1 protein-coding gene and 1 pseudogene are annotated in these 800 nt (G+C 67.5%); both read right to left on the bottom strand.

Annotated features, from left to right (window positions below; all coding sequences use genetic code 11):
* Nucleotides 1-56: 56 nt before the first annotated feature.
* Complete coding sequence (locus RSB01_RS14105) at nucleotides 57-278, bottom strand: hypothetical protein (protein ID WP_332591060.1); 222 nt, start codon at nucleotides 276-278, stop codon at nucleotides 57-59.
* Between the two features lie 389 nt (nucleotides 279-667).
* Nucleotides 668-800, bottom strand: a pseudogene (locus tag RSB01_RS14100) (phage portal protein); the annotation flags it as partial.

Raw genomic sequence — 800 nt, 5'->3', positions numbered from 1 at the left:
CACCACATCGCCGTTCAGGTCCGCCACACCCCACAGCGACGCATACCCCTCGATCCTCATCGCTTGGCCCCCTCCAACTGACGCTCGATCCGCTCCAGAGACGCCCGCATCGCCTCGCCTTGCGCCTCCAGCCGCGCCAGCCTCTCTGCCACCAAAGCCTGCTGCGCCACCTTGCCCTCCAGCGCCGAAATCCGTGCCGCCGCCCCGCCAGCCCAAACCAGCCCCCCAATCGTCTGCACCACCAGCGCCACCACCAACGCCACCGGAACCCCCTTCATCCCAACCTCCTCTACCTCTCCCCCACCAATCCCTTCTCCCAATGGGAGAAGGTGACCCACAGGGCCGGATGAGGGCTCTTTCTTTAAGTTGGCCGCGCTCGTCGCCCCTTCGGGACCTCCCGACCCGACGCGGCTTCATTTAAGTTGGCCGCACTCGTCGGCCCTTCGGGACCTCCCGACCCGACGCGGCCTGTGCCTCCCTCCTCCCCTGCCCTGCGGGGGAGGTGTCGCGGCAAAGCCGTGACGGAGGGGGCCTCTTTCTGAGTAAGCCCCGCCCGAAAGTCACCCTCATCCCTGCTTCGTCATCTCCCGACTTGATCGGGGGCCCCAGCGGCGCGCATCAGCGCGAACAACAAGCACCGGGATAGCTGCCACGGCTCACCCCGAACTCACCCCTCCACCCCCGCCATCTTCCGGCGCTCCTCCACCGTCAAAAACCCCGCCGCCTCCAGCCTCGCCCACAACGCATCCCGCTCTCCCTGCAAGGCCGGCACCGCATCCAGATCCGCCTCGATCCTACAG

This window comes from Brevundimonas sp. (assembly GCF_036659295.1).
Classification (GTDB): Bacteria; Pseudomonadota; Alphaproteobacteria; order Caulobacterales; family Caulobacteraceae; genus Brevundimonas.
The sequence above is the reverse complement of the archived record's forward strand: the minus strand, read 5'-3'. Positions and strand labels throughout refer to the sequence as shown.

Coding starts and splice junctions, on each gene's coding strand:
- RSB01_RS14105 (WP_332591060.1), bottom strand. CDS start 278: ATGAAGGGGGTTCCGGTGGCGTTGGTGGTGGCGCTGGTGGTGCAGACG.